The 7,987-nt window shown below is 69.3% G+C and carries 9 protein-coding genes; 5 read left to right on the forward strand and 4 right to left on the reverse strand.

Annotated elements, in window-relative coordinates; translation table 11 throughout:
* Window positions 1–7: 7 nt before the first annotated feature.
* A complete protein-coding gene (locus tag AB0F43_RS36675; protein ID WP_360488008.1) occupies window positions 8–1,522 on the forward strand; it encodes a peptide ligase PGM1-related protein in 1,515 nt (504 codons plus the stop codon).
* Here the strand turns inward: AB0F43_RS36675 and AB0F43_RS36680 are convergent.
* On the reverse strand, window positions 1,477–2,439 hold the full coding sequence (locus tag AB0F43_RS36680; protein ID WP_360488011.1) for a helix-turn-helix domain-containing protein: 963 nt from the start codon (window positions 2,437–2,439) through the stop codon (window positions 1,477–1,479). The two genes, AB0F43_RS36675 and AB0F43_RS36680, sit on opposite strands and share 46 nt — an antisense overlap.
* A gap of 59 nt (window positions 2,440–2,498) precedes the next feature.
* Between AB0F43_RS36680 and AB0F43_RS36685 the strand changes: the two genes are divergently transcribed.
* Window positions 2,499–2,825: a cupin domain-containing protein gene (locus tag AB0F43_RS36685; protein ID WP_360488014.1), complete on the forward strand. Its 327-nt coding sequence runs from the start codon at window positions 2,499–2,501 to the stop codon at window positions 2,823–2,825.
* A 2-nt stretch (window positions 2,826–2,827) separates the two neighbouring features.
* On the opposite strand, the gene AB0F43_RS36690 is transcribed toward AB0F43_RS36685, so the two are convergent.
* Together AB0F43_RS36690 and AB0F43_RS36695 are read right to left on the reverse strand one after the other, a co-directional pair.
* Entirely contained in the window at window positions 2,828–3,772 is a 945-nt protein-coding gene (locus tag AB0F43_RS36690) for a hypothetical protein (protein ID WP_360488017.1), read from the reverse strand.
* A 73-nt stretch (window positions 3,773–3,845) separates the two neighbouring features.
* Window positions 3,846–4,832: a pirin family protein gene (locus tag AB0F43_RS36695; RefSeq protein ID WP_360488020.1), complete on the reverse strand. Its 987-nt coding sequence runs from the start codon at window positions 4,830–4,832 to the stop codon at window positions 3,846–3,848.
* A gap of 251 nt (window positions 4,833–5,083) precedes the next feature.
* On the opposite strand from AB0F43_RS36695, the gene AB0F43_RS36700 reads away from it, so the two are divergent.
* The gene (locus AB0F43_RS36700) at window positions 5,084–5,941 is read left to right on the forward strand and encodes a bifunctional methylenetetrahydrofolate dehydrogenase/methenyltetrahydrofolate cyclohydrolase (protein WP_360488023.1); all 858 of its coding nucleotides are present in this window, start codon (window positions 5,084–5,086) and stop codon (window positions 5,939–5,941) included.
* A 40-nt stretch (window positions 5,942–5,981) separates the two neighbouring features.
* Window positions 5,982–6,251, forward strand: a complete 270-nt coding sequence (locus AB0F43_RS36705; protein ID WP_360488036.1) for a DUF3017 domain-containing protein — start codon at window positions 5,982–5,984, stop codon at window positions 6,249–6,251.
* Window positions 6,252–6,342: 91 nt separating this feature from the next.
* Here AB0F43_RS36705 and AB0F43_RS36710 read toward each other — a convergent pair whose 3' ends face one another.
* Window positions 6,343–7,353 carry a Glu/Leu/Phe/Val dehydrogenase dimerization domain-containing protein gene (locus AB0F43_RS36710; protein ID WP_360488025.1) on the reverse strand — a complete coding sequence of 337 codons (1,011 nt, stop codon included), beginning with the start codon at window positions 7,351–7,353 and terminating at the stop codon, window positions 6,343–6,345.
* Between the two features lie 78 nt (window positions 7,354–7,431).
* On the opposite strand from AB0F43_RS36710, the gene AB0F43_RS36715 reads away from it, so the two are divergent.
* On the forward strand, window positions 7,432–7,893 hold the full coding sequence (locus tag AB0F43_RS36715; RefSeq protein ID WP_360488027.1) for an Lrp/AsnC family transcriptional regulator: 462 nt from the start codon (window positions 7,432–7,434) through the stop codon (window positions 7,891–7,893).
* The last annotated feature ends 94 nt before the right edge of the window (window positions 7,894–7,987 follow it).

Here is a 7,987-nt window from a genome sequence, read left to right on the forward strand (position 1 = left end):
GGGGGTGATGAGCGACATCAGAGAGCTGCAGCGGCGGCTCGGGGCGGTCTGGTCGATGAACCGTCCGGGCGGACCACCGCACGTCATCGTCGCCCTGCCGTCGTTCAGCCTCGGCGAGTCGATCCTGTCGCACTACGCCACCCGGATCCCCGCTCTCGAACACCGCTACCTGCTCGCGTCGCTGATGCTGCCGCGCTACGAGCGGTGCGAGATGGTCTTCGTCTGCTCAGAGACGCCGTCGACCGAAGTCCTCGAGTACTACGCCGGCCTCGCCCCGGCGTCGCGTCGTACCAGCTGCCGGGAACGCCTGCGGATCGTGACGGTCGACGATCTCGGCGCCCGTTCGGTCGCGGAGAAGCTGCTGGACCGGCCCGAGGCGCTGCGCCGGCTCCGGGCCGAGATCGGCGGCCGGCCGGCTTTCATCGAGCCCTGGAACGTGACCGATCACGAGGTCGAGGTCGCGACCCGTCTCGACACGCCCATCAACGGAACGCTGCCCGAGCTGTGGCCGCTCGGCTACAAGGGCGCGGGCCGGCGACTGTTCCGCCAGGCCGGGGTGCCGACGCCCACCGGCCGGGAAGACGTGCGGACCGTCGACCAGGTCTGCGCGGCGATCGCGGCGATCCGGGCGGAGCGGCCCGGATCGCTGGGCGTCGTCATCAAGCATGACGACAGCGGCGCGGGTGACGGCAACCTCGTCGTCGAGCTCTGCGACGTCACCGGGCGCCGGCTGACCGACGCGGAGATCCGGGCACGGGTGGAGGCGATGCCCAGCTGGTACCGGGCGGACCTCGCGCTCGGCGGTGTCGTCGAGGAACTCATCACCGGCGCAGCCGCGTCCAGCCCGAGCGTGCAACTCGACATCTCGCCGTACGGCGACGTGACCGTGCTGGCCACCCATGAACAGGTGCTGGGCGGTCCGACGCATCAGATCTACTCCGGCTGCCGGTTCCCCGCGAATCCGGCGTACTCGCCGGACCTCGCGGCGTACGCATTGGGCATCGGGCGGGCGCTCGCCGGTCTCGGGGTGGTCGGCAGGCTGAGCGCTGACTTCGTCGCCGTGGCGGACGCGGCCGGGCGGTGGAGTCTGTACGCGCTGGAGATCAACCTCCGCAAGGGCGGTACGACGCACCCGTACGCCGCCCTGCGACACCTCGTGCCCGGCCGGTACCAGCCCGGGCTCGGTCTCTGGCGCGCTGCCGACGGAACGTCGAGGTGCTACGCGTCGACGGACAACCTGGTCGATCCCGCGTGGCTCGGGCTGCCCCCGATCGACGTGATCCACGCGCTGACCGAGACCGGTCTCCAGTTCGACCGGCGGACCGGGACGGGCGTCGTCCTGCACATGCTGTCCTGTCTCGCCGTCGACGGCCGCCTCGGCCTGACCGCGATCGGACGGACCTCCGAGCACGCCCAGCACCTGTACGACGAGACGGCCCGGATGATCGCCGACCTCGCCCAGGCGTATCAGCCGGTCTACGGTTCCCCAACCGAACCAGTCCGCCGGAAGGCTCGGCGGTAGGCACTGGGCGTCGTCCGCAAGGCGGCGTGGAAGCGGCGGCGGAGGTTGGTTGCCGAGGACAACCCGACGCGGGTGGCGATGGTCTCGATCGGGAGGTCGGTGTCCTCCAGCAGGGCACGGGTCTTGGCGATGCGCTGGGCGAGCAGCCATTGGCCGGGGGCGACGCCGAGTTGGTCGGCGAAGCGTCGGGCGAGGGTTCGGGGTGAGACGTTGATCTCGGCCGCCAGGTCGTCGAGCGTGATCGGCTCGGCGAGGTGCTCGGTCGCCCAGTCGAGCAGAGTGCCCAGCGACTCGGTCGGCCGGCTTTCGTCCACCCGGTACTGGACCTGACCACCTTCGCGGTGTGGCGGCATCACCATCCGCCGGGCGACCTGAGCGGCGTACGCGGCGCCGTGGTCGTTGCGGACCAACTGCAGACACAGGTCGATCCCGGTGCCCGACCCGGCGCTCGTCGCGATGTCACCGTGGTCGATGTAGAGCACATCCGTGTCCACCAGTACGGCGGGATACCGGCGTTGCAGCAGGTCGCCGTACCGCCAGTGTGTCGTGGCCCGGCGCCCGTCCAGCAACCCGGTCGCGGCCAGCGCGGTCGCACCCGAGCAGATGCTCACCAGCCGCACTCCACGACGATGCGCCCGCTGCAACGCCCGTACGACGGCCGCGGACGGCTCCCGTTCGATCGGCAGCCAGCCAGGTACGACGATCGTGTCCGCGCGATCCAGCGCCCGTAGACCCGAGCGCACCACCATGTCGAAACCCTCGGTGGTCCGGATCGGGCCCGGCCGCTCGGTGCACACGCTGAACCGATACCGGTCCGCGCGGAAGACAGCCGCCGCACACCCCAGCTCGAAGCTGGCCTGCGGCCCGGTCACCAACGCGACGACGCGGTGCGGCTGCGTCGGTTGCGGCGGAGGCATGGCATGAAAGTACCTGACCACGACTATCCAGACACTGTGGGAAAGCCTGTGGACAACCGATGATCGGAGCTGTGGACACCTTCGAATGGACTTCTGTGGCGGACGTTTCGGTCCGCGAGCTGTTCCCCGGCATCCGGCTGCGTTCGCTGTGGACCGGGGCACGGGGTGCGTCGGCCCACGTGCTCGAGATGGACCCCGGCTCGTGTTGGCAGGGCGTCGACGTGCACGAGCCAGGCCCGGAGGAGGTGTACGTCGTCGAGGGCGTCTTCAACGACGGTCTTCGTGACTACCCGGCCGGCTCGTTCATCCACTGTCCGGCCGGGTCGTCACACGTACCGCAGACGAAGCAGGGCTGCACCCTGTTCGTCTTCTACCCCGAGGGCTGACCTCAGGGTTTTCTGATCTGGACCACGTCGAAGTCGGTGCCGGGTGGCGCCCCCGGGCCGAACGGCGGCGGGAAGCCGAGGTCGAACCGGGCGTTCACCAGGGCCAGGCGGTTGCCGTGTTCGGCCACCGTGGTGGGGACGCGGAACAGATCACTGGTGAAGGTCTCGGTGATCCGGCCGCTGGACAGGTCCGGGCTCAGCCTGATCTTGACCAAGCGCTCGGAGAAGTTCTCCACCACCCACAGCGTCTTCCCGTCCAGGAGGATGCCGTCCGCCGTGTCGGGCGTCAGTGATCCACCGGTCAGTTCGATGGCCCGGCTGGCGCCGGTGGCCGGATCGACCAGGAACAGCTTCCCCAGCGGCGAATGACCGACGATCAGCGTCCGGCCGTTCCGGGTGGCGTCGATGCCGTTCAGGTTGGGGGCGCCCGGGACGATCGCCGCCGCCGGACCGCTGATCGGAATCGTCCGCGGTGTGCCGATCCGGCCGTTCGGCGCGATCGGCACCTGGTAGAGCACCGGGTTGAAGCTGTCGGTGAAGTAGGCGCCGCCCTTGGTCACCACAACATCGTTGATCAGCACGTTGCTCGCGGTGGTGAGCGTCAGGTCCGCAACGGTCGAGCCGTTGCGGGTGCTGTACACATAGCCGTGACCGGTGGTCCCGCCGGCCACCCACAGTCGTTTGGCGGACCGCTCGACCTTCATCCCGATGGCCGAGCGACCCGGCGGCGCGTCGACGAAGATCGCGCCTTTGCCGGTGCGCAGGCTGCCGCGGTAGATGTCCCCCGTGGTGATCGATCCGGAGTAGAACGTTGCCCTGGGCCCGGTGGCGATGCCTTCCGGCTGGAAGTCGTCCGGCAACGGGATCGATGCCGGGAACGGCGCGGCCGCGGCGACGGTCAGTGCCACCGCGGACACGATGAGCGCAAGTTTCCGGAAACGCGACATGATGCCCCCTGAAAATCCCCGTTTCCCCTTTTTGTGAAGGTAGGACCGGGGAGTCAGGTTGTCCAGGTCGGGCCTATTCGGTACTGCGGAGTTCCGTCGGTGCGCCGTGGACCGCGGGGATGCTGCCGAGCTTGCCGGCCTGGAAGTCCTCGAAGGCCTGGATCACCTCGGCGCGGGTGTTCATCACGAACGGCCCGGCCATCGCGATCGACTCCCGGATCGGGCGGCCGCCGAGGACCAGTACGTCGAGATTCGGCTCGGCCTGCGGCTGCGTCGTACTGGCCGCCGTACGGATCGTGTCACCCGGGCCGAAGACGGCGAGCTGGCCCTTGCGGATGGGGCGGTGCTCGGCGCCGACCGTGCCCTGACCGGCCAGCACGTAGACGAGCGCGTTGTAGTCCGGCTGCCACGGCAGCACCATCTCGGCGCCGGGGCTGACCGTCGCGTGCACCAGCGTGATCGGTGTATGCGTCGACCCCGGTCCTTCGTGACCGTCGACGCTGCCGGCGATCACCCGGATCAGCGCGCCGCCGTCCGCGGTGGACAGCAACGCCGAGTCGCCACCGCGGATGTCCTGGTAGCGCGGCGGAGCCCACTTCTGCGCCCTCGGGAGGTTGACCCACAGCTGGATGCCGTGGAACAGGCCGCCGCTCAGCACCAGGTGCTCCGGCGGAGTCTCGATGTGCAGGAGCCCTGAACCAGCGGTCATCCACTGGGTGTCGCCGTTGGAGATGACACCACCACCACCGTTGGAGTCCTGGTGCTCCATGATCCCGTCGAGCATGTAGGTGACGGTCTCGAAACCGCGGTGCGGGTGCCACGGCGTACCTTTCGGCTCACCCGGTGCGTACTCGACCTCGCCCATCTGGTCCATGTGGATGAACGGGTCGAGGTCGCGCAGGTCGACGCCGGCGAAGGCACGCCGGACCGGGAATCCCTCGCCCTCGTACCCACTCGGGGCCGACGTCACCGACCGGACCGCGCGCTCGGTGGCGACGGCCGGATCCGGCTGGTGGACGCGGGGCAGCACGGTGATGTCGCTGACGGTCACGGCGGGCATGGGTTGTTCTCCTCGCTCGGGGTAGTTAAAGAATAAACTACCTCGCTCAACCGCGGCAAGGTGCCACGCATTCCCAGTGCCGCACCGCTCGACGGACGGCGCAAGACCTGGCTCTCACCGCGACGACGGTCGGCCACACCACGCGGATCCCCAGCCCATCACAACCGCACAGCTCCGCCGGGGTCCCGCGTGGCCGCCCGGCTGGGTGCTGATTGTGATGGCCTGGCGGTCCGCACCTAGACTCATACGTCGTGACAGCGCAGATCTTGGACGGCAAGGCGACGGCGGCGGCGATCAAGGACGAGTTGAAGGTCCGGGTCGCGAAGCTGGCCGAGCAGGGCGTGGTTCCCGGGCTCGGCACCATCCTGGTCGGGGACGACCCGGGCAGCCGGGCATACGTGGCCGGCAAGCACCGCGACTGCGCGGCGGTCGGCATCGCGTCCATCCAGGTCGAGCTCCCAGCCGAGGCGACCCAGGACGAGATCGCCGCCAAGGTCACCGAGCTCAACGAGAACCCGGACTGCACCGGCTTCATCGTCCAGCTTCCGCTGCCCAAGCACGTCGACACGAACGCGATCCTCGGCCTGATCGACCCGGCCAAGGACGCCGACGGACTCCACCCGGTCAGCCTCGGCAAGCTCGTCCTCGGCCAGGACGGCCCGCTCCCGTGCACCCCGAAGGGCTGCGTCGAGATCCTGCGCCGGTACGACGTACCGATCGCCGGAGCTCACGTTGTCGTCGTCGGCCGGGGCGTGACCGCGGGTCGGCCGATGGGGCTGCTGTTCACCCGTCGTACCGAGAACGCCACCGTGACCCAGTGCCACACCGGCACGACTGACCTCGCCGGCGTGGTGCGTACCGGCGACATCGTGATCGCGGCGGCCGGGTCCGCCGGGTTGATCACCGCCGACATGGTGAAGCCGGGCGCTGTACTGCTGGACGTCGGCACCAGCCGCAGCGCCGAGGGCAAGATCGTCGGCGACATCGAGGACGCCGCCCGCGAGAAGGCCGCCTGGATCGCCCCGATGCCCGGTGGCATCGGCCCGATGACCCGCGCCATGCTCCTCACCAACGTCGTCGAGGCCGCCGAAGCGAGCCTCGGCCGGTGAGCCACCCAGTGGCTCGGGCCGAAACGAGCGTGGCGTGCTGATGGCAGGCGAGGCGCAGCGGCGGAACGAGTGGCCTCTGGTCCTGTCGCTCCTGGTCGCGGCGACCGGCCTGGTCGTGCTCACCTTCTACAACTGGCGCAACGGCGTACTCGTCTTCGCCGGCTCCGTCGTCCTGGCCGGCCTCCTCCGCGCCACCCTCACCGACACCGCCGCCGGCCTCCTCCACGTCCGCGGCCGCATGTTCGACACGGCCTTCCTCCTGGCCGCCGGCGCCGCCATAGCCACCCTCGCCCTCATCGTCCCCAACTGATCTGCTAGAGGTTCCACCAGGGGGCCGTGATGCGCGGCTCAGCGGTCTTCGGCGCCCTGGCCGTCTCGTCGCCGACTACCGCTGATCACAGCTACCCACGGGTGACGCGGGCCATGGCGCGGGCGTTGGTGATGGCCAGTGGAGTGCGGCCGGTGGTGGCGGCCTCGGTCAGGACTTGGGAGACGGTGGTGCCGATCGACTGGACCAGCGGGTTGACGGTCTGCGGGGTCAGACCGTGGCGTTCGATGCCGATGGCGTGGATGACTCCGCCGGCGCTGGCCAGGTAGTCAGGGATCCAGGTGATGCCGCGGTGGTGCAACTGATCGGCAACGGCATCGGCGGCGAGCTGGTTGTTGGCCGGACCAACGATCAGTCGCGCGCTGACTTCCGCGGCGACGGCCGGGGTGAGGAGACCGCCGACAGCCGCCGGTACCAGGACGTCCAACTCAGTCTTGAGCAAGGCTTCCGGCGAGGTCCACTGCGCGCCGAGCCGACTGGCGTCCGCACGCCGGCTCTCGTCAATATCGGCCACCACAAGTGACGCGGCACGCAAGGATTCCGCGAGTCGCAGACCGACCGATCCGAGTCCGATGATGCCGATCCGCAGCCCCGCGACCTCAGCGACACCGAAGACGTGCGCGACACCGGCCAGCAGTGCGGCCAGTACGCCGTCCGCGGTTGCCGGACCGGAATCACCACTGCCCCCGGTCGCCACCGGCCGGCAGAACGCGAAACCGGTCCGGTCGAACAAGGACTGCATGTCGTCCGGCCCGGTACCGATGTCCGGTCCGGTCAGGTACCTTCCGCCGAAGGACTCCAGCACCGTGGCGACGTCCTCCAGCAGATCATCCCGCGACACCGGATCCGTCGGCAGCACCACCACTGTCTTGCCGCCACCATGGTCGAGCCCGGCGATCGACGCCTTCCAGGTCATCGCCTCCGACAGCCTCGCGGCATCCTCGAGCCCGGCCTGCCAGGACGGATAACGCCGTACCCGGCAGCCGCCGATGGCCGGGCCCAGCACGGTCGAGTGCACCGCCATGATCACTGTCGCACCGGTACGGCGGCCACGCCGGGCAACAATCTCCTCGTGTCGAATCATGGCCACAAAACTAGCCAGAAATCCCGATCGAGATAGCTACATCCGAACATCATCCGGAAATCAGCCTAGGATCCGGACATGGATGAGATCGACCGCAGTATTGTGACCGAGCTCCAGCGGGACGCCCGGCAGACCAACCGGGAGCTGGCCCAGCGGATCGGCGTCGCGCCGTCGACCTGTTTCGAGCGGGTACGACGCCTGCACGACAGCGGCGTGATCCGCGGCTACCACGCCGAGGTGTCTGCGGAAGCGCTCGGCCGGACCGTGCAGGCGCTGGTGTTCGCCCAGGTCCGGCCGCTACGTCGCGAACTGATCGACGACTTCCAGCGCGAGGTGTCCGCGCTGCCCGAGGTGATGTCGGTCTACGTACTGGCCGGCGGCGACGACTTCCTGCTGCATGTCGGCGTACCGCGCATCGACCTGCTCCACGCCTTCCTGGTCGATCGGCTCAGCCGCCGCAGGGAGGTCACCGGCTTCCGGACCTCGGTCGTCTTCCAGCACCACCGCAATCCGGCGGTGGCGCCGCTGGTCGACGTCTAGGTGTACTGACCACGGAGGTTGGTGACGGCGTGGCGGGCTGACAAGGCGAAGACCTCCGGGTGAAGTGCGAGCTGCCAAGCAAACGCATTTCACC

It is taken from the genome of Kribbella sp. NPDC023972 (assembly GCF_040639075.1).
Lineage (GTDB): Bacteria > Actinomycetota > Actinomycetes > Propionibacteriales > Kribbellaceae > Kribbella.